At 59.4% G+C, this 18,739-nt stretch carries 21 protein-coding genes; 1 reads left to right on the top strand and 20 read right to left on the bottom strand.

The features are described from left to right. Nucleotides 1-2: 2 nt before the first annotated feature. From araG to BLW11_RS10395, 20 genes are all read right to left on the bottom strand, one after another. On the bottom strand, nucleotides 3-1,535 hold the full coding sequence (gene araG, locus BLW11_RS10490) for an L-arabinose ABC transporter ATP-binding protein AraG (protein ID WP_048358787.1): 1,533 nt from the start codon (nucleotides 1,533-1,535) through the stop codon (nucleotides 3-5). Between the two features lie 31 nt (nucleotides 1,536-1,566). Then, on the bottom strand, nucleotides 1,567-2,571 hold the full coding sequence (locus BLW11_RS10485) for a substrate-binding domain-containing protein (protein ID WP_048358788.1): 1,005 nt from the start codon (nucleotides 2,569-2,571) through the stop codon (nucleotides 1,567-1,569). A 61-nt stretch (nucleotides 2,572-2,632) separates the two neighbouring features. Then, the gene (locus tag BLW11_RS10480) at nucleotides 2,633-3,451 is read right to left on the bottom strand and encodes an SDR family oxidoreductase (protein WP_048358789.1); all 819 of its coding nucleotides are present in this window, start codon (nucleotides 3,449-3,451) and stop codon (nucleotides 2,633-2,635) included. 240 nt (nucleotides 3,452-3,691) lie between these two features. Then, on the bottom strand, nucleotides 3,692-4,567 hold the full coding sequence (locus BLW11_RS10475; protein ID WP_048358790.1) for an SMP-30/gluconolactonase/LRE family protein: 876 nt from the start codon (nucleotides 4,565-4,567) through the stop codon (nucleotides 3,692-3,694). A 45-nt stretch (nucleotides 4,568-4,612) separates the two neighbouring features. Next, a complete protein-coding gene (locus tag BLW11_RS10470; RefSeq protein ID WP_048358791.1) occupies nucleotides 4,613-5,176 on the bottom strand; it encodes a DUF1285 domain-containing protein in 564 nt (187 codons plus the stop codon). 15 nt (nucleotides 5,177-5,191) lie between these two features. Further along, nucleotides 5,192-5,797 (bottom strand): DUF4823 domain-containing protein, encoded by a 606-nt coding sequence (locus BLW11_RS10465; protein ID WP_048358792.1) that lies wholly within the window; start codon nucleotides 5,795-5,797, stop codon nucleotides 5,192-5,194. A 210-nt stretch (nucleotides 5,798-6,007) separates the two neighbouring features. Beyond that, complete coding sequence (locus tag BLW11_RS10460) at nucleotides 6,008-6,976, bottom strand: GTP 3',8-cyclase MoaA (RefSeq protein ID WP_048358793.1); 969 nt, start codon at nucleotides 6,974-6,976, stop codon at nucleotides 6,008-6,010. Between the two features lie 391 nt (nucleotides 6,977-7,367). Further along, nucleotides 7,368-8,009, bottom strand: a complete 642-nt coding sequence (locus BLW11_RS10455; protein WP_048358794.1) for a TetR/AcrR family transcriptional regulator — start codon at nucleotides 8,007-8,009, stop codon at nucleotides 7,368-7,370. 341 nt (nucleotides 8,010-8,350) lie between these two features. Continuing rightward, a complete protein-coding gene (locus tag BLW11_RS10450) occupies nucleotides 8,351-9,133 on the bottom strand; it encodes a TatD family hydrolase (protein WP_048358795.1) in 783 nt (260 codons plus the stop codon). Nucleotides 9,134-9,165: 32 nt separating this feature from the next. After that, on the bottom strand, nucleotides 9,166-10,152 hold the full coding sequence (locus BLW11_RS10445; protein WP_048358796.1) for a DNA polymerase III subunit delta': 987 nt from the start codon (nucleotides 10,150-10,152) through the stop codon (nucleotides 9,166-9,168). After that, the gene (gene tmk / locus BLW11_RS10440; protein WP_048358797.1) at nucleotides 10,145-10,777 is read right to left on the bottom strand and encodes a dTMP kinase; all 633 of its coding nucleotides are present in this window, start codon (nucleotides 10,775-10,777) and stop codon (nucleotides 10,145-10,147) included. Before tmk ends, BLW11_RS10445 begins: the two co-directional genes overlap by 8 nt. A 12-nt stretch (nucleotides 10,778-10,789) precedes the next feature. Beyond that, nucleotides 10,790-11,884, bottom strand: coding sequence for an endolytic transglycosylase MltG (gene mltG / locus BLW11_RS10435; RefSeq protein WP_048358798.1), 1,095 nt, complete (start codon nucleotides 11,882-11,884; stop codon nucleotides 10,790-10,792). A 3-nt stretch (nucleotides 11,885-11,887) separates the two neighbouring features. After that, nucleotides 11,888-12,706 (bottom strand): aminodeoxychorismate lyase, encoded by an 819-nt coding sequence (gene pabC / locus BLW11_RS10430; protein WP_048358799.1) that lies wholly within the window; start codon nucleotides 12,704-12,706, stop codon nucleotides 11,888-11,890. Further along, nucleotides 12,706-13,950, bottom strand: a complete 1,245-nt coding sequence (gene fabF, locus BLW11_RS10425) for a beta-ketoacyl-ACP synthase II (protein WP_048358800.1) — start codon at nucleotides 13,948-13,950, stop codon at nucleotides 12,706-12,708. Before fabF ends, pabC begins: the two co-directional genes overlap by 1 nt. A 110-nt stretch (nucleotides 13,951-14,060) precedes the next feature. Beyond that, on the bottom strand, nucleotides 14,061-14,297 hold the full coding sequence (gene acpP, locus BLW11_RS10420; RefSeq protein WP_016779952.1) for an acyl carrier protein: 237 nt from the start codon (nucleotides 14,295-14,297) through the stop codon (nucleotides 14,061-14,063). Nucleotides 14,298-14,488: 191 nt separating this feature from the next. After that, nucleotides 14,489-15,232 carry a 3-oxoacyl-ACP reductase FabG gene (fabG, locus tag BLW11_RS10415; RefSeq protein WP_048358801.1) on the bottom strand — a complete coding sequence of 248 codons (744 nt, stop codon included), beginning with the start codon at nucleotides 15,230-15,232 and terminating at the stop codon, nucleotides 14,489-14,491. A 16-nt stretch (nucleotides 15,233-15,248) separates the two neighbouring features. Beyond that, the gene (gene fabD, locus BLW11_RS10410; RefSeq protein WP_048358802.1) at nucleotides 15,249-16,187 is read right to left on the bottom strand and encodes an ACP S-malonyltransferase; all 939 of its coding nucleotides are present in this window, start codon (nucleotides 16,185-16,187) and stop codon (nucleotides 15,249-15,251) included. Nucleotides 16,188-16,313: 126 nt separating this feature from the next. Beyond that, nucleotides 16,314-17,324 carry a phosphate acyltransferase PlsX gene (gene plsX, locus BLW11_RS10405; protein ID WP_048358803.1) on the bottom strand — a complete coding sequence of 337 codons (1,011 nt, stop codon included), beginning with the start codon at nucleotides 17,322-17,324 and terminating at the stop codon, nucleotides 16,314-16,316. Between the two features lie 4 nt (nucleotides 17,325-17,328). Further along, entirely contained in the window at nucleotides 17,329-17,511 is a 183-nt protein-coding gene (gene rpmF / locus BLW11_RS10400) for a 50S ribosomal protein L32 (RefSeq protein ID WP_003442519.1), read from the bottom strand. A 13-nt stretch (nucleotides 17,512-17,524) separates the two neighbouring features. Beyond that, nucleotides 17,525-18,052 (bottom strand): YceD family protein, encoded by a 528-nt coding sequence (locus BLW11_RS10395; protein ID WP_048358804.1) that lies wholly within the window; start codon nucleotides 18,050-18,052, stop codon nucleotides 17,525-17,527. A 105-nt stretch (nucleotides 18,053-18,157) separates the two neighbouring features. Here BLW11_RS10395 and BLW11_RS10390 point away from each other — a divergent pair, with 105 nt between their 5' ends. Then, a complete protein-coding gene (locus BLW11_RS10390) occupies nucleotides 18,158-18,736 on the top strand; it encodes a Maf family protein (protein WP_048358805.1) in 579 nt (192 codons plus the stop codon). The last annotated feature ends 3 nt before the right edge of the window (nucleotides 18,737-18,739 follow it).

Raw genomic sequence — 18,739 nt, 5'->3', positions numbered from 1 at the left:
CTTCAGCCGCGCTGGCGTGGCAAGGCCATTTGCAACAGGTTGGATTCATTGGCCTGGTCGCGGGGCATCTCGCCGCTCACCGCCCCTTCACAGAGCACCAGGATGCGGTCAGAAATGCCCATCACTTCCATCAGGTCGCTGGACACCACGATCACCGCAATGCCGCTGGCCGCCAGGGTGTGGATAATCTGGTAGATCTCGGCCTTGGCACCGATATCGATGCCCCGCGTCGGCTCGTCGAGCAGCAGCACCTTCATGGGCATCGACAGCCAGCGCCCGAGAATGGCCTTTTGCTGATTGCCGCCGGACAGGTACATGATTTTCTGCGACGCGCTGGGGGTCTTCACTTTCAGCGCCTTGATCTGCTTGTCGGCGTTACCCCGCTCCCATACTCCGCGCAGCAGGCACCCCAACGTCGAGTGGGCGCCGCGGGCGCTGATGTTGATGTTCTCCGCCACGCTGGCCAGCGGCATGATGCCCTCCTTCTTGCGATCCTCCGGGCACAGCAGCACCCCGGCACCGATCGCATCACGGGGCGAGCGCAAGGTCAGCTGTGCGCCTTGCAGCTCAAGGCGCCCGGCGCTGTAGCGGGTCAGCCCGCTGAGCATGCGCAGCAACTCGGTACGCCCGGCACCCACCAGCCCGAACAGGCCGAGGATCTCGCCCTTGCGCACCTCGAAACTCACCGGCTCGCGCAGCCCCGGGCCGAGCAAGCCCTCGACCTTGAGCGCCACGTCACCGTGCTCGCGAGGCCGGTAATCGTAGATATCCTGAATGTCGCGACCGACCATGCACGTCACCAACTGATCGTGAGTCAGCTCACTCATCTGCTCGAAGGTGCGCACGTAACGACCGTCCTTGAACACCGTCACTGCATTGCAGATACGGAACACTTCCTCCATGCGATGGGAAACATAGAGCACCACTTTGCCCTCATCGCGCAGGCGCCCGATGATGGTCATCAGCCGGTCGATTTCACGGGCCGACAGGCTGCTCGTAGGCTCATCGAAAGCAATCACATGGGCACCGCGGGACAGTGCCTTGGCGATTTCCACCAGCTGCCGCTGGCCCAGCGACAAGCGCGCGACCTTCTCCTGGGGGTCGATTTCATCGGCCAGGCCCTTGAGCAGTTCCAGTGCGTTCTGCCGCAGCACGCTGCGCTTGATCAGGCCAAAACGGGCCGGCAAATGGCCGAGAAACAGGTTCTCGGCCACCGTCATTTCCGGCACCAGGTGCAGCTCCTGGTGGATCACCGCGACCCGGTTGGCAATACTCTCGGCGGTGGACTTGAAGATCAGCGACTGCTCGCCGATCTGCAGGTTGCCGCTGCTGGGGGTGTAGGCGCCCCCCAGGATTTTCAGCAGCGTGGATTTACCCGCGCCGTTTTCGCCCATCAGCGCATGCACCTGCCCCGGGTGGGCGACGAAGCTGATATTGGCCAGCGCCTGTACCCCGGGGAAATGCTTGCCGATCCCGTTAAAACGCAGGCTGGCGGTGACGTCCGTTAGTGCTGGATGAGCAGTGTGCTGTTGCATGACCACCTCGGTGCTGAGAACGCAAAACGGCTCAATTCCACAGACCTATCTTGGTCAGCTCTTCCTGAAAGTTGTCACGGGTGATCAGCGTCACCTCATCCATGGCGGTGTACAGCGGCGGCTCTTTGCCTTCGGTGATCCACTCAAACATCATGGTCGCCGTCTTGTAGCCTTCGATATGCGGGCTCGGCAGCATGGAGCCAAAGAAACCGCTGTTGGGTTTTTTCAGTTCGCCAATGGCGTCGGTGCCATTGATGCCGATGCCGATCACATTGGCCGCGGCGAACCCGGCACTTTCCGTGGCGCGCACACCACCGAGCACCGTGCTGTCGTTCATCCCGCCGATGATCAGGTTCTTCGCACCACTGGGCAGTTTGACCAGTGCCGAGTTGGTGGCGTCCATGCTGCCGGGCACGTCGAGGGTCTTGAGCGCCGAGTAGAGGATGTGATCGTCGGGCAGGCCCGCGTCCTTCAAGGATTTGACCGAGCCGTCGGTGCGCTTTTTACCGGTGTCCAGTTCGTTGAAGGTGTTGATCACCGCGTAAGTGTCTTTCCAGTCCCAGTTGCGGTTTTTCGCTTCCGCGACCATCGCATTGCCCTGCTTCTGGCCGACTTCGAAGGCCGCCATGCCCAGGTACGGCACCTCTTCCATAAATTTGCCGCTGGCATCGACAAAGCGGTCATCGACGGCGATCACTTTCAGGCCGTTGAGTTTGGCCTTGGCCATGATCGCCGGGCCGAGCCCTACATCCGGCGGGCAAATCACAAAGCCCTGGGCGCCGTTGGCCGCCAGGCTGTCAATGGCCGACAGGGTTTTCTCGCCATCCGGCACGGCAATCTTGATCAGGGTGAAGCCTTTGTCTTTCGCGGCTTTTTCAGCGAAAGCCCATTCGGTCTGGAACCAGGGCTCTTCCGCCTGCTTGACCAGAAAACCGATCTTTACCTGCTCGGCGGCCAACAGCGCACTGCTCAGACTGATGGCACCGACGGCAAGGGCCGCACAGCACAGGGAACGGATACCGGGACGATGTTTCATAGCTGACTCCTTTGTTTTTATTTTTAAAGTGTTTGAAAGCCTTGAACGTCCAATCATGGGTTCAGTCGTGGTACATCACCGAACGCCCGCCATCGATGGTGATGCAGGAGGCGTTGATAAACGGCGCTTCATCGCTGGCCAGGAACACGGCGGTCATCGCCACTTCCAGCGGTTGCCCGATGCGGCGCGGCGGGTGCAGGTCGAAGGCACGCTGACGCTCGGCATGGGGGTCGGCGAAACCGTTCCAGTAGTCGACGTTGAGTTGCGTCTCGATATACCCCGGGGCAATGGCGTTGACCCGAATGCCTTTGGAGGCGTATTCGATGCCCAGGGCACGGGTCAGCCCCAGCAGGCCGTGCTTGGCCACCGGGTACGGGAAGCAACCCGGAATAATGTGGGTGGAGTGGGTTGATGCGATGTTGATGATGCTGCCGATGCCCTGCTCGATCATCTGCGGCAAGACCGCCTTGCAGCCGTACCATGCGCCGTCCAGATCGATGGCGAAACAGCGGCGCCAGTCTTCTTCGGTCATTTCCAGAGGGTCACGGAACACGTTGACCCCGGCGCAGTTGACCAGTACATCGACCCGGCCATGCAACTCCATGGCCAGCGCGACGATTGCATGCAGGTCCGCCTGGCGGGACACGTCGGCCTTGATCGCCTGTACATCGGCACCCTGCTCACGCCAATGGGCGGCAACCTTCTCGACCTTCTCGCCCTGAATATCACTGATGACCATTTTCGCCTGTTGCGACACAAAGCTGGCGACGATGGCTTCGCCAATCCCTTGCGCAGCACCGGTCAGCAGTACCACCTTGTTCTTCAGACGCTCGCCCCGGGGTGGCTCGGCCACCGGCGGTAATGCTAGAGGTTCAGCCATCAATCATGCCTCCTGAAAAAAAGCACGACGAACGCCGGGCATCTGTCGATGACCGGTTAAAAAGCGTGGGGGATTGGGCGTGGCGTGCAGACGCGCTGGCGCGCAGGAGCACCCTGGGATAGTTCGGCATCACTTCACCTGTTTTGTTTTTTTAAGTGTGAGTGCGTGGAGCTGTGGCCGACTATAAACCCAGGGCTAGCAATATCTCAATATATAATTTTGCATCCCATATTAAGGGATTTAACCCGCGAATCGCGTACAGAGAACTCCCGGCACATCGACCCTGATCGACAGCAATGCCCCGTCCAGAGGGTGGTTGGCCGGGCTGGCAGCGCTGGTGATAAACAGGGTGCGCAGGTCTGCGCCGCCAAATACGCAACTGGTAGGACGGCTGACGGGCAGCTCGATCACCCGGTCGACTTGACCATCAGGGGCCAGGCGCAGCAGGCAACTGCCATCCCAGCGTGCATTCCAGACAAACCCGTCGGCATCCATCGCCGAGCCATCGGGACCGCCCAACGGATGCGGGCCACGCCAGACCTCGGGCGGGCTCAGAAAACCATCGGCCGCCACCGAGTACTGATAGATCGTGGCATCCAGGCTGTCGCCGAAATACAGGGTGGTGCCGTCTGAGCTCCACAGCAGTGTGTTGGGAATCCCCAGGCCGTTGAGCAGCGGCGTCACCCGGCCATCGCCCGCGATCCGGAACAACCCGCCACTGCGGCGCTCGATCGGCAAGTCCTCGCCCTGCTCGCCAATGTTGTTCTGCATGGTCCCCAGCCACAGCTGGCCCAAGGCATCGCAACGGGCCTCGTTGGGACGATTGCCCGGCTGCGGGTCGGCGATGCAGAGCAGTGTGAGGCGCGGATCAAGGCCCGCAGAATCCAGATCAAGGCGATACACGCCGCTGCTCAGGGTGACCAGCGCATCGCCGCTGGCACAGGGAATGAAGGCTGAAACGTGCTCGGGCATCTGCCAGATCTGAACGTTGTCACCCTGCAGACGCAAAGCCTGTTTGCCGGCAATGTCGACCCAATACAACGCCTGCCCGGGAGCGTCCCAGAACGGCCCCTCCCCAAGTGTTGCCCGGTGTGGGGTTACGGCTGTCCACGACATAAGTGCTCCTGATTTTTTATTGTTGGGGCTCAAGCACGCGGTGTATCAAGGCTCAAGGCCAATAGGGAAAAACTCGGCACCGCTCCACACGCCCAACCAGTTCTGCCCGTCGACTTCGCGAACCACCGCCAGCTCCACCAATTGGTAGAACACATTGCGATGGATCAGTGCTTCGAGGTTGCGCCGCACATGCACGTAAGGTGCGGGCTCCTGGGTGACCGGGTCGATGACGATACGCAGCGGGTGCTCGCTGCCGGCACTGATGAACTCGTCAACGTTGGTCGTGAAACGCAGGACTTGCTGCTCGCCCGCCCCTTCTACCTCCAGGGCGACCGCCACAAAGGGCGCGTCATCGACTTTGATGCCGACTTTTTCTACCGGGGTGATCAGAAAATAATCATCGCCGTCGCGGCGGATGATGGTCGAGAAGAGTTTGACCATGGGCTTGCGGCCAATGGGCGTGCCCATGTAATACCAGGTGCCATCGCGGGCGATGCGCATGTCGATGTCACCGCAAAACGCGGTATCCCACAAGTGAACGGGCGGCAGGCCTTTGTCAGCCCTGGGGATCTGCGCCAACAGGTTACTGACATCTACCGGCTCGCTCATGTTGCTCTCCTTGTCTTATTGATCGCTCAAGCCTATCAAGCTGCGCGCGTACTTGGCGAGCGGCGGGCCAATCAGGTCGGCCGGCTTGTTGTCATGGAACGTCAGCAAACCGCCGCGACTGCGGATGGTGGCGGTGTCGATCAAATACTGCGTACCGGTTTCGATCAGCATCACCTGAATCACGCCACTGTCGATCCCCAGACGACTGATTTCTTCCTGGTCGAGCCACTCGTCGCTGTTGCTGATCCGGTCATCGGCCCGGGCGAAACGGGTGTACAGCAAATAATGCGCACCAAAACCCCGGGCCTCGCTCATGGCCTGATCGAGCCCCAGCGGCTCTTTGGCGCGGCGCACCATCGGGAAGTATTCGACAAAACCATTGAAGGCTTCTTCGGCCACCACATTGGGACGCACGTAAGGGTCACCCACCGGGGCAAACGGCCCTTGGGCGATATAGATAAAGGAGTCGGGCTGGATGCGCAGCGAGTTGCTGCGCCGGGTGCTGCTGTGATCGAGCAGGCCCGCGTCGCTCATTTGATAGCGCGCACCCTCACCCATGTCGCTGACCGTCATACAGCCACCCAGTGCCAAAAAAGTCAGCCATACAATCAGACCACGCATCCCGCTCTCCCGATGGCCGGTGACAGAAAACCGGCGAATAACCGCGTGATGCAGATTGCGCGCCAGTTTGCGCAGTTCAGTTTTTGTGGGAAAAGAAACTAGTTACTGTGAGAGCCAGCCTGCTGGCGAAAGCCTCACTGCGGTGAGCCAGGCAGGCTGTGTCGTCTGCATCGCCAGCAGGCTGGCTCCCACAAGGGCGAGGTCTTTAGGTCAGCCGCCGATGATTTTCATCACAGTGGCACCGCCCGAGAACGCGACATCCTGCTTGTCGCCCAAAGCTTTCATCAGCAGGCCTTGCAGTGCAGGCAGCGCCTGATGCCGGGGCTTGTTCAGCAAGTCGCCCACATAGTGGCGATTGCTCGACGACAGGCAGCCATGCAACCAGCCCGTGGAGGACAGCCGCAGGCGCGAGCAGGTCCGGCAAAACGGGACGCTTTCGTTGGCAATCACCCCAAAGTGACCGTGCCCGGGGATCTGGTAACGCACCGCCGTGGCGTCGATCGGCGCATCCGCCTGCAAGTACTCGTAGCGTTCGCCAATCAACGACAACAGCTGCTGCAAGCTGACGAACTGCTGCAAGAAGGCATTGCCATCACTGGCCAGGTGCCCCATGCGCATCAGCTCGATAAAACGCAACTCGAAGCCGCGCTCAAGGCAGTACTCCAGCAGCGGCATGACCTGATCCAGGTTCTGCCCGCGCAACGGCACCATATTGACCTTGATCTTGATTCCCGCTTCACGGGCCTGCTGCATGCCGTCGAGCACGGTCGGCAGGTCGCCGCCCCGGGCAATGCGGCGAAACGCTTCAGGGTCAAGGGTGTCGAGGGAAACATTGAGCCGGCGGATGCCCGCATCCAGCAGCAGTGGCAGCTTGCGCGCAAGCAACTGGCCGTTAGTGGTCAGGCTGATATCACTCAACCCCAACTGCCCGACTTCACGCATAAAGGTTTCAAGCTTTGGGCTGACCAGCGGCTCGCCACCGGTAATGCGCAAGCGCTCGATGCCCGCTGCTTCAATCAGATAGGCCACCCCGCGCACCATGGCCTCGGCGGATAGCTCATCCTGCGCAGCGACCAGCCGCTTGCCGTTGGGCACGCAGTAGGTGCAGGCGTAGTTGCATGCTGAAGTCAGACTGATACGCAAATTGCGAAAACGTCTGCCCTGGCGATCGACAATCATGGATGACTCCGGCACGGGGGAAATGGCTCGTCGCAAAACCTGACTCATAAATCAGGTTTTAGCAAGGCCCTAGGGTCTGTTGGCGTTTGGTTGTGGCCGCGCCTATAGCCCATGTGGTGCAGGGCAAGGCGCGAGCAGCGTGGTTTAGTTGTTCTAAATAAGCTGCGAGCAACGCCGCCCTGCGCCACATGGGCTATCGGCCCTTCGGGTCGCGTGTCAAATTTTGCCAGGCTGCGTTGCAGGGCTTGAGAAGGGAACAACCATTCCCTTCGCCCTGCGCCTTTCCTGGCAAAATTTGACCCAGCGACGCGGCTCACAACCAAACGTCAACAGACCCTTGCCTGAGTATAAGCTTCAAGGCCATCTGCCATGAAGCAAATGCTGGCGATGCTTACTCCGCTGGCGGGGTGTCGGTGTCACGCTTGCGCTTGTTGCCCATGCGTACGCCGATGTCCATCAGGAACTGAAAGAAACCTTCCTGATCTTCCAGCACATTGCTCCAGAATGGCGAGTGATACAGCGCCACGGCGCCGTGCACCAGGGCCCAGGCCGCGCAGTAATGGAAGTAAGGCGGTACATCTTCAAGCTTGCCTTCGCTGATACGACCCTTGATCAGCAGGGTCAGGCGCTCAAAGTTGGAAGCACGGATCTTGTGCAGCTCCTCAACCAGCTCGGGCACCTGATTGCCTTTGACGACCTTCTCTTCAAGGCGGTCAAACAGCCGGTAACGCTGAGGGTCGCGCATGCGGAACTCAAAATAGGCCCGCGACAGCGCCTCCTTGTCTTTATCCACGTCAGCGGAATGCAGCAGCTCATTCAAATCACGCTCGTAGTCGAGCATCAGGCGCAGGTAGATCTCGGCCTTGGACTTGAAATGCTTGTAGATCGTGCCTTTGCCGATACCCACGGCATCAGCAATCATCTCGACGGTGACACTGTCTTCACCCAGTTCGAGGAATAGCTTGAGCGCGGTATCGAGAATTTCTTGCTCGCGGCGACGAAACTCACGGACCTTGCGGGGTTCTTTGTGCATAAGAAAAGGTCTGTTGGGGTCAAAATCGAAGCGAAGTATTATGCATTAGTCACGCAAAATTGCACGGATCATCCTGCATATCGATGCCTGCAAACGATTTCCTTGCGATTCAATGAGTACTCAAGCGAAGCACGGGTATTCCAAATCTGTTTAAAAAACGATCAATCCCGGCTGGACGTTGGATAAAGCTGACCAATACTTAATATGTCGGCGTGACATCCCCCCCAAAGTGTTTCGCCGATTTAGGCAGCAACGGAATGTGTGCCTTTGTTTTACTCCTAATGGTCTTAACCCGGATTCCCCAGAGCCCGGGTTTTTTTTGCCTGCCTATTTTTTACGGATCATCTGACCCGTGCCAGCGGGAACAGTCGCTTGAAGTTTTCAGTGGTCTGCTCGGCAAAACGCTCGTAGGACTCACCGCGCAACATGGCCAGAAACTCTGCCACTTCACGCACGTACTGCGGCAGGTTCGGTTTGCCACGATAGGGGATCGGGGCGAGGTAAGGCGAGTCAGTCTCGACCAGCAGGCGATCTGCTGGCACCTGACGGGCAACATCGCGTAAAGCGTCAGCATTGCGGAAGGTTACGATCCCCGACAAGGAAATGTAGTACCCCATGTCCAGCGCCGCCTTGGCCATGTCCCAGTCTTCGGTGAAACAGTGCAGCACACCGGCCTGGGGCAACGCCGCTTCACGCAGCAGGGCCAGGGTATCGGCACGGGCACCACGGGTGTGGATCACCACAGGCTTACCGGTCTGCTGGGCCGCTTCCAAATGCACGCGAAACGACAGTTGCTGCAAGTCGGCGGCTTCGGGCTCGTAGTGGTAATCCAGACCGGTTTCACCAATGGCCACCACCCGTGGGTGGTTCAGCTCGCCCAGCAGCCAGTCCAGCGCTGGCGCCGCTCCCGGCTGAACGTCCAGCGGGTGAACGCCCACCGAGCAATCCACATCGGCATAACGGTCCGTCAGGGCTTTGACATCAGCCGCGTTGTCGGCACTCACGCCGATACACAGAAAATGCCCGACACCGCGCTGACGCGCAGCCTCGAGGGCCGCATCCAGCGAGCCGTCATGGGCACTCAGATCAAGACGATCGAGGTGGCAATGGGAGTCAACGAGCATATAAAAATTACCTGTTTTTCAATTCAATCAAATCAGCGCTGGCCGGGCAGGCCTGCCCACTGCACCAGTAACGCCTCAAGCAACAACACACGATTGAGGTTGGCCTTGCTCAGCACTTTCTGGCGCTGGGCGAGAATCCAGTCCTGAATATTCAGGACCTTGTCCTGCGGGGTTTTCTGCGCCAGGTATTGCAGCACTTTGCGCATGTCTTCCAACCCAAGGCCGGCTTCGTCCTCGGTCAGCTGATAACGCAGGATCAGGCTCGACCAGTCGCAAAACCAGTCAAACAGCAACAGCAGCGGGATGGCGTTCCAGCTTTCAGCCAACTGGGTAGCCGACAGCTCGCGCTTGAGCAGTTTTTTAACCCCGTCCACCACCGCGGCACGCTGCTCGCGAACACCCTGCGCCTGCAACTTGACGGCACCCAGAGGCGAACCGGCGGCAAGGGTCAATAACTCGACCCGCTCAGCTTCGCTGGTATCAGGCAGGGCCTTGGCCAGCCATTCGAGGCTCAATGCCTGGCTCGGTAGCGGGCAGGCCTGTTGCACGCAGCGGCTGCGAATGGTCGGCAGCAGTCGACTGGACTGATGGCTGACCAATAGCAAGATGGTGTTGCCAGACGGTTCTTCAAGGCTTTTGAGCAAGGCGTTGGCGGCGTTGATGTTCATCGACTCCACCGGCTCGACCAGCACCACCTTGCGCCCGCCCAGTTGGGCGGTCTGCACCACAAAGCTGACCAGATCGCGCACCTGATCGACCTTGATCGCCTTGTCAGCCTCTTCAGGCTCAAGGATGTAGTTGTCGGGATGGCTCCCGGCAGCCAGCAACGAGCAGGACTTGCACGCGCCGCAGGCTTCAAGCCCGACCGGCTGCTTGCACAGCAGGCTGGCCATCAGCCGCTCGGCCAGCGCCCGCTTGCCGATACCCGCCGGCCCGTGCAGCAAATAGGCGTGGGCATGTTGCGCGCGCCCCGCCATGTGCTGCCACAGGCTGTCTTGCCACGGATAGGCTTCAGCCACGGTGCAGCCCCAACATTTGCGGCAACAGGACGTCCAGCTGACCTTGTACCTGCTCCAGGGTTTGCGCGGCATCTATCAGGCGGTAACGCCCGGGTTCAGCGGCGGCACGGGCGAGGTAGGTGCTGCGCACTGCATCGAAAAACGTGCGCCCTTCCTGCTCAAATCGATCCAGGCGGCCACGGGCACTGGCCCTGGCCATACCGACTTCAATCGGCAGATCAAACACCAGGGTCAGGTCCGGGCGCAGAGAGCCTTGAACAAAGGTTTCGAGGGTCGCGATGCGTTCGTGCGGCACACCACGACCACCGCCCTGATAGGCGTAGGAGGCATCGGTAAAGCGATCACACAACACCACCGCACCACGGGCCAGCGCCGGGCGAATGACTTCGGCCAGATGCTGGGCCCGGGCGGCGAACACCAGCAGCAGCTCGGTGTCGGCACACATGGCGTCATCGCTGGGCGTCAGCAACAGTTCGCGGATACGCTCTGCCAACGGCGTACCACCGGGTTCGCGGGTCAGCACCACGTCGATACCTTCGGCGCGCAAACGCTCTGCCAGGTACTCACGATTGGTGCTTTTGCCCGCGCCTTCGGGGCCTTCCAGGGTAATAAACAAGCCAGTCACAGGCAGCAATCCTTAATCAGTGTCTTTCGGGCCTTGCGGCTCGACCGGGGTACTCGCCGGCTCGGCAGCAGGGGTCGGCGCAGGGCTCGAACGGTAATCTGCCCGGCGCTTGATCTGGAACTCGCGCACGGCGCTGTTGTGAGCATCCAGATCATCGGAAAACGTGTGGCTACCATCACCCTTGGCCACAAAGTACAGGCTGGAGCCACTGACCGGGTGCAAGGCCGCGTGAATCGCTTCACGCCCTACCATGGCAATCGGCGTCGGCGGCAAGCCGGGGATGGTGTAGGTGTTGTAAGGCGTAGGCTCACGCAAATGGGCCCGGGTCAGCTTGCCGTTGTAACGTTCGCCCAAACCATAGATCACCGTTGGATCGGTTTGCAGCGGCATGCCGATATTCATACGACGTACAAAAACCCCGGCAATCTGCCCACGTTCCTGGGGCACGCCGGTTTCTTTTTCGACCAGCGAGGCCATGATCAGAGCCTGATAAGGCCCGGTGTACGGCAAATCAGGCGCGCGCTGTTCCCACTCTTGGGCCAGAACCTTTTCCAGCCGGTCGTAGGCTTTTTCGAGCAGTTGGGCATCGGTCATGCCGCGCACAAAGCGATAGGTGTCAGGAAAGAATCGGCCTTCGGGGAATACACCCGGATGACCGAGTTTTTCCATGACCTCGCTGTCGCTTAGACCGTCGAGGGTCTGTTCGATTTTTTCATGTTTGGCCAAGGCACTGCGTACCTGACGAAAGTTCCAGCCTTCGACCAGGGTCAGGCTGTATTGCACCACTTCGCCACGTTGCCACAGGCCAATCAGGTCCTGGGCCGTCATGCCGGGGGTCATGCGGTATTCACCGCTGTGCAGGGGCTGGCCCTCAAGATTGAAGCGCCAGTACAAACGCAACCAGAACGCGTCGTTCAGAATGTCGTCGGCTTCCAGACGATTGAACGTGCCCGTCGGCGTGGCGCCAGCCGGTACGTCGAGCAATTGCTCTTGCGTCAGGTTGAGGGGTTGATCCAGCGCCGAATTGAGCTTCCAGGCACTGGCGCCCAGCAGCAAGCCCGCCAGCACCAGACCTGTCTCCAGCAGCACCAAGAATTTACGTTTCACGAATCAAACATCCAATAGGGTGCGAGCAATGCCTTGCAGTTTACGGGTGAGTGGCCCCACCGGCCAGCTCAGGTCTGCAAATGCGCGTACGGGCCAAACGCCATACACGCTGTTACAGAGGAAGAGTTCATCGGCCTGCTGCAGCTGCGCAAGGCTGATGTCAGTGACATGACAAGGGATGAACAGCCGTTCGGCCGCAGCCAGCAGTGCAGCCCGCATCACGCCGGCCACGCCGCAACGGTGCAGGTCGGCAGTCATCAAAACCCCGTCGCGCACCATAAACAGATTGCTGAACACCCCCTCAATCACCCGGCCCGAGGTGTCGCGCATCAAGCCCTCGGCGTAGGCCGGGTCTTGCCATTCGGAACGCGCAATCACCTGTTCGAGTCGATTGAGGTGCTTGAGCCCCGCCAACAGCGGTTGCTCGGCTAAACGGGTGGCACAGTCAAACAGCGCAATACCTTGCTGCCCGTAGGCATCAGGGTAAGCCGCAGCCGGACTGGCTTGCAGGATTCTTCGAGGCTTGGCCTCGGGGGACGCGCCATAACCACGCAGGCTATCGCCACGGGTCAGGATGAGCTTGAGGATGCCCTCGCCCATCGCTTGCGCATAAGCCAGCAACTCGCTGCGAATCAAGGCCTGATCCGCAGCAATCGCCAGCCTGGAGCAACCCAGCGCCAGACGCTGCAGATGCAGCTCCAGCAGCAAGGGTTGCCCGGCCTTGACGGCGATGGTCTCAAACAGACCATCGCCATAGGCCAGCCCACGGTCTTTAAGCGACGCCAGAGCGTTCGCCGGTTGACCGTCGACCCAGCTTTGCATCACTCGGCGTACCGGCGGAAAACCAGCGAGCCGTTGGTACCGCCAAACCCGAAGGAGTTGGACAACACGACATCGATCGGCATTTCGCGCGCTGTGTGCGGTACGAAGTCCAGATCGCAGCCCTCATCAGGCTCATCGAGGTTGATGGTCGGCGGTGCAATCTGGCTGTTGATCGCCAGCACGCTGAAGATCGCCTCAACCGCGCCCGCCGCACCCAACAAATGACCAGTCATGGACTTGGTCGAGCTCACGGCCAGGTTGTAGGCGTGGTCGCCGAACACCGACTTGATCGCCGAGACTTCTGCCAGGTCACCGGCAGGGGTCGAGGTACCGTGGGCGTTGATGTACTGCACTTGATCAGGGCTGATCTGCGCATCACGCAAGGCATTGGTGATGCAGCGTGCAGCACCCGCACCGTCAGCCGGAGGCGAGGTCATGTGGAACGCGTCACCGCTCATCCCGAAGCCAATAAGCTCGGCATAGATGGTCGCGCCACGTGCCTTGGCATGCTCAAGTTCTTCGAGCACCAGCGCACCGGCACCGTCAGACAGAACGAAGCCATCACGGCCTTTGTCCCACGGACGGCTGGCACGTGTCGGGTCGTCATTACGGGTCGACAATGCACGCGAGGCACCAAAGCCGCCCATACCCAGACCGCAGGCAGCCATTTCGGCACCGCCGGCAATCATTACATCGGCTTCGCCGTATGCAATGTTGCGTGCCGCCATGCCGATGCAGTGCGTACCGGTGGTACAGGCTGTCGCAATGGCGTAGTTAGGCCCCTGTGTACCCAAATGGATAGACAGAAAACCGGAAATCATATTGATGATCGAGCCCGGCACGAAGAACGGGGAAATCCGCCGCGGGCCTTGCTCATGCAGGGTACGGCTGGTTTCTTCGATATTGGTCAAACCGCCAATACCCGACCCCATTGCCACACCGATGCGTTCACGATTGGCGTCCGTGACTTCCAGGCCGGAATTGCGCACAGCCTGAAACCCGGCTGCCAGACCGTATTGAATAAACAGGTCAAGTTTTCGGGATTCTTTGATGGAGAGGTAATCCTCAACATTAAAGCCCTGTACCGAGCCGCCAAAACGGGTGGAATAGGCAGAAAGATCCGTGTGTTCGATCAGACCAATGCCACTTCGGCCTGCCAGAATGCCTTGCCAGGTGCTTGGTACATCCGCACCCAGTGGCGACAACATCCCCATACCGGTGACTACGACGCGTCTACGCGACACAGCACTCTCCTTTTTCTATTGACGACACTTTGCATCACACCTAAAGAAAAAACCGCACGCCAGAGCGGCAGTGCGGTTTTTCCATGACAGCAAGCAACGATTACAAACTATTACGCCTGGTGGCTAGTAACGTAATCGATAGCCGCTTGTACAGTAGTGATCTTTTCAGCTTCTTCGTCAGGAATTTCAGTCTCGAATTCCTCTTCCAGAGCCATCACAAGCTCAACGGTGTCAAGGGAGTCGGCACCCAGGTCTTCAACGAAGGAAGCGGCATTGGTCACTTCTTCTTCTTTAACGCCCAGTTGCTCGGCTACGATTTTCTTGACGCGTTCTTCGATGGTGCTCATACCTTGTTTTCACTCCTAATGGACAAATTCAGGCAGCTGGCCAGTGGGCAAGTGTATCGAAAGGCTTTTCGGTTTTTCAACTGAAAGCTTTGCACTCATCTCACAACAACCAGCTGCCTATAAAAAGATTGCAGCTTTATAACGGATTTTAGACAGCTCGTATGACATTTTTTTGAAGCAATCCGTCACATTTAACTCATGTACATCCCGCCGTTGACCGGAATTGTAGCTCCAGTCACGTAAGCTGCACCGTCCGAAGCCAGGAAAGAGACCACACTGGCGATCTCTTGTGCCTGGCCCAGGCGGCCCAGCGGAATCTGTGCCTGCAAGGCTTCACGCTGTGCTTCTGGCAGCTCGCGGGTCATATCAGTATCGATAAACCCTGGTGCTACCGAGTTGACGGTGATCGAGCGCGAGCCCACTTCACGCGCCAGCGCACGACTGAAACCTTCGAGGCCGGCCTTGGCAGCGGCATAGTTTACTTGGCCTGCGTTGCCCATGGCACCCACAACAGAGCCAATACTGATAATTCGTCCCCAACGGGCCTTGGTCATGCCGCGCAAAACACCCTTGGACAGACGAAACAGACTGTTCAGGTTGGTATCGATAACGTCATGCCACTCGCCATCTTTCATGCGCATCATCAGGTTATCGCGGGTGATACCGGCATTATTGACCAGAATCGCCGGCGCACCGAACTGTTCCTGAATGCTGGCCAACACCGCCGCGACTGATTCATCGCTGGTGACATTGAGTTCCATGCCGGTACCCTGGATACCGTTTTCTTTCAGGGTGGCAGCAATGCGCTCAGCACCGGAAGCCGAAGTCGCGGTGCCGATGACAACGGCGCCCTGACGACCCAATTCCAGCGCGATAGCCTGGCCAATGCCACGGCTTGCGCCTGTTACCAATGCAACTTTACCTTGCAAGCTCATGCAGGCTTCTCCTAATTCAGACCAGTGCCGCGCGTGCGGCAGCGAAGGCATCCGGGGTATTCAAGTTGTGGGTCGTCACGCCTTCGGCGCAACGCTTGCTGATGCCGACCAGGACCTTGCCCGGACCGCACTCAACCAATTCAACCGGGCCGTTGGCCGCCAGGCATTGAACCGACTCAACCCAGCGCACAGGCTTGTACAGCTGCTCAAGCAAGTCGCGCTTGAGGGTGTCCAGATCGGCTGCAACACCGGCACTGACGTTTTGCACCAGCGGGATCGATGGCATTTTCCAGTCGATGGCTTCGATGGACTCAGCAAAACGCTCAGCCGCCGGGCGCATCAGCTCACAGTGCGACGGTACGCTGACCGGCAGCGGCAAGGCACGCTTGGCACCTGCAGCCTTGCACAGCTCCATGGCACGCTCGACAGCTGCCTTGGCGCCTGCAATCACGACCTGGCCTGGCGAGTTGAAGTTCACCGCGCTGACCACTTCACCCTGCGCCGCTTCGGCACAGGCCTGCAGGACAACAGCATCGTCCAGCCCCAGGATCGCCGCCATGGCGCCCTGCCCGGCCGGCACTGCTTCTTGCATCAGTTGACCGCGGCGCTCTACCAGCTTGACCGCTTCGGCCAGCGTCAGGCACTCGGCAGCCACCAGCGCGCTGTACTCGCCCAGGCTGTGGCCTGCAACGAAGTCCGGGCGCTTGCCGCCTTCGGCCAGCCACAGACGCCACAAGGCGATCGAGGCTGTCAGAATGGCTGGCTGGGTAACATCAGTGCTGTTCAGTTTTTCTGCCGGACCCTCTTGGGTCACCGCCCACAGGTCGTAACCCAGAGCATCGGAAGCTTCTTTGAACGTATCAATGACCAGCGGATGAGCCGCGCCCAGCTCGGCCAACATGCCGAGGGACTGCGAACCCTGCCCTGGAAAGACGAATGCGAGGGATGTAGACATGTAACAAGCCCCTAATGATCTTGTCGTCGGAGAATTGACGCCCTGCCGTAGCGGGCGCAAGAAACTGACAGTTGGATGGCTGATTGGACCGAGCGGTCACATTTAAGCACTCGCGCGGCAAAACGCCTACGGCAACAACCCTTCAAGGCGTCCATACAAACGCTTTGGCAGGTCTTCATGGATTTCAATCAATGCGCGCTCTATCGCACTCTGAAAGCCCTGAGCACCTGCCGAACCGTGACTTTTGACAACAATGCCCTGCAACCCGAGAAAACTCGCGCCATTATGCCGCGCAGGCGCCAGATCAGCCTGCAAACGCCGCATCAAGGGCAACGCCAGCGCGCCCACGCACCGACTGAACAGCGTGCGCCGGAAGACCGCCTCCAGCCGACCCGAAATCATCGTGGCCAGGCCTTCGCTGGATTTGAGCATGATATTGCCTACAAACCCGTCACACACCACAACATCGGCCTCTCCACGGTACACCCCATCACCCTCGACAAACCCGATGTAATTCAACCCCGTCGCTGCCTGCAACAAGGCCGCAGCTTCCTTGACCTGCTGATTACCCTTGACGTCCTCGGTGCCGATATTGAGCAAGGCAACCCGCGGACGAGGCACACCCAGCGCCTGCGCCGCCACAGACCCCATCACCGCAAACTGGAACAACTGCTGAGCCGTGCAATCGACATTGGCTCCCAGATCCAGCAACTGACAGTAGCCGGCCTGGGTCGGAACCGCCGCCACCATCGCCGGACGGTCAATCCCCGGCAAGGTCTTGAGCACATGCCGCGACAGCGCCATCAGCGCACCGGTATTGCCGGAACTCACACACGCCTGCACCTTGCCATCACGCAACAACTCCAGCGCAACACGCATTGACGAGTCAGGCTTGCCGCGCAAGGCGTGCGAAGGCCGCTCATGCATGGCGATGACTTCTGATGCGGGAGTAATGGTAAGGCGCGCGCGATCCACAGCCGAATGGCCTGCGATCAGTTCTTCAAGTATGGAGGGTTGACCGACGAGGGCCAGATGCAGCGAGGGGGTAGCAGACAGGCAAGCAATAGAAGCCTGAACAATGCTGCGGGGACCGAAGTCCCCGCCCATTGCGTCGATCGCGATGACCTGAGCGGACAAGTGATTACTCGTCAGCGCCCTTGTCGATCACTTTACGACCACGGTATACGCCTTCTGGCGATACGTGGTGACGCAGGTGAATTTCACCGGTGGTTTTTTCTACAGACAGAGTGCTAGCCGAAAGAGCATCGTGCGAACGACGCATGTCACGGGCAGAGCGGGATTTTTTGTTCTGCTGAACAGCCATAATTAATTAACTCCTAAACGTTTGGGTCACGCTTTAACTGCGCCAATACACTGAACGGGTTGGACCGCGTTACCTCGTCCTCGCCTGGATCGGGCTCATCGAGACCCGCCGGCTGCTGGCATTCTTCCGGATGATGAGCAGGCACAATGGGCAAGGCAAGCAAAAGCTCTTCCTCGATCAGTGCCAGCAGATCCAAAGGATCTTCGCCCAGTTCCAGCACGTCATAACCTTGCGGTAACGACTGGGTATTTGCACCCTCTTTCACCACAGCATAACTGCACTCGCTGTGGATCGGCAGGGTGACCAGCTCAAGACAGCGCTGGCAAACCATTTTGACCTCGGTGTCGATAGAGCTGTGGATGACCACAGATCTACGTTCATCTCGTTCAAAAATAAACTTCGCCTGGACCGTTCCGAGAGTATCGGAAAGCGGGTCGCAGAGTCTCTCCAAATCAGCCAGCAGCACTTCACCTTGGAGGGTAGTGCCACGATCAGCTAATTTGCGCGGGTCAACGTGAGGTGGAATCGGGTCATTCAACATAGGCGCAGCATTCTAGGGACGACCCCCTCACCTGTCAAAGGAAATTGTGCCTGTGCGACATCCCGTACGCCCGTTAGAATCCTCGGCCCACCACAGGAGTCGCGCATGCTGCCTTTATTACTTGCTTCAAGCTCGGTTTATCGCCGTGATTTACTGGCTCGCCTGCGCCTGCCTTTCAACTGCAGCTCGCCTGACATCGACGAAAGCCATCGCCCTGGCGAGACTGCCATTGAACTGGTCAAACGCCTGTCCCTGGAGAAAGCCCGGGCACTGGCCACCAGCCACCCAAACCATCTGATCATTGGCTCCGACCAGGTCGCCGTGCTCGGCGGGCAGATCATAGGCAAACCCCACACCTACGACAAGGCGCACCAGCAACTGATGAGCGCCAGCGGTGCCAGCGTCAGCTTCCTGACCGGCCTGACCCTGCTCAACAGCCAGACAGGGCACCACCAGACCGACTGCATCCCCTTTACCGTACATATGCGCACACTCAGCGCACAACAGATCCAGCGCTACCTGCTCGCAGAACAGCCCTACGACTGTGCCGGCAGCTTCAAGGCCGAAGGTCTGGGCGTCAGCCTGTTTCAACGCACCGAAGGCGATGACGCCACCAGCCTGGTCGGGCTACCGCTCATCCGATTAGTCGACATGCTGCTCGCCGAGGGCATCGCCATTCCCTGACGC

This window comes from Pseudomonas deceptionensis, assembly GCF_900106095.1.
GTDB lineage: Bacteria > Pseudomonadota > Gammaproteobacteria > Pseudomonadales > Pseudomonadaceae > Aquipseudomonas > Aquipseudomonas deceptionensis.
Note: the sequence above shows the minus strand (reverse complement) of the source record. Positions and strands in the feature narration are given on the sequence as shown.